Raw genomic sequence first — 862 nt, forward strand, 5'->3', positions numbered from 1 at the left:
CGTGCACGCGAAGCGCGCCAGCGTCCCGGCCGCCGCCCCCCACGTGCGCTCCCGCGGCCGACGCGTCCCCGTCTCCTCGCGCCCCGCCCTCGCGGCACCCGCGCCCGAGGCCGCCGCCGGCCGTCGTCGCGCCAACGCCTCGCGCGGCCTCACGCTCCTCACCATGGCGTTCGTCGCCACCGTGACCATCGCCACCTCGCTGCCGTCCTCCGCGTTCCTGACGGGGCAGGACATCGCCCAGGCGAACGTGGTCACGGACGCGCCGGCGAGCTCCATCCCCAGCCAGAGCATCGCGCTCTCCGCCGCTCCCGAGGCCAGCGTGGTCGGCGGGACCGACGACGCGTTCACGGCCACGACCCCGCAGCAGATCATGCTGGCGCAGACGTCGAAGGGCGCCGGGGCCTTCACGAACGACATCAACGGCACCATCCAGTGGCCCTTCGCCTCGGGCGTGCCCATCAGCGGGGTCTTCGGCAACCGCATCGCGCCCTGCTCCAACGGCTGCTCGAGCAACCACCAGGGCGTGGACTTCGCCCCCGGCATGGGCGCGCCGATCCAGTCGATCGCCGACGGCGTCGTGCGCGAGTCCGTCAGCAGCGACTCCGGCCTCGGCGTCCACCTCGTCATCGACCACGTCATCGACGGGCAGCTCGTCACGAGCGTCTACGGCCACATGCTGCCGGGGTCCATGCGCGTCCAGGCGGGCGATCCCGTCACGGTCGGCCAGCAGATCGGCCAGGTCGGCAACACAGGCGCGTCGACCGGCCCCCACCTCCACCTCGAGATCCGCATGGCCGACGGTACCGCGGTCGATCCCTTCGCCTGGCTGCAGGAGCACGCGAACTAGCAGCATCGGCGGCGC

The 862-nt window shown here is 73.2% G+C and carries 1 protein-coding gene; it reads left to right on the top strand.

Annotation, left to right across the window (positions count from 1 at the left end; genetic code table 11):
• The coding region (locus Q6969_RS15985) for a M23 family metallopeptidase (RefSeq protein ID WP_317231321.1) at positions 1 to 847 on the top strand (847 nt) is incomplete at its 5' end.
• Positions 848 to 862 lie beyond the last annotated feature (15 nt).

This window comes from Clavibacter sp. MX14-G9D, from assembly GCF_032917815.1.
In the GTDB taxonomy this organism is placed as follows: Bacteria; Actinomycetota; Actinomycetes; order Actinomycetales; family Microbacteriaceae; genus Clavibacter; species Clavibacter michiganensis_K.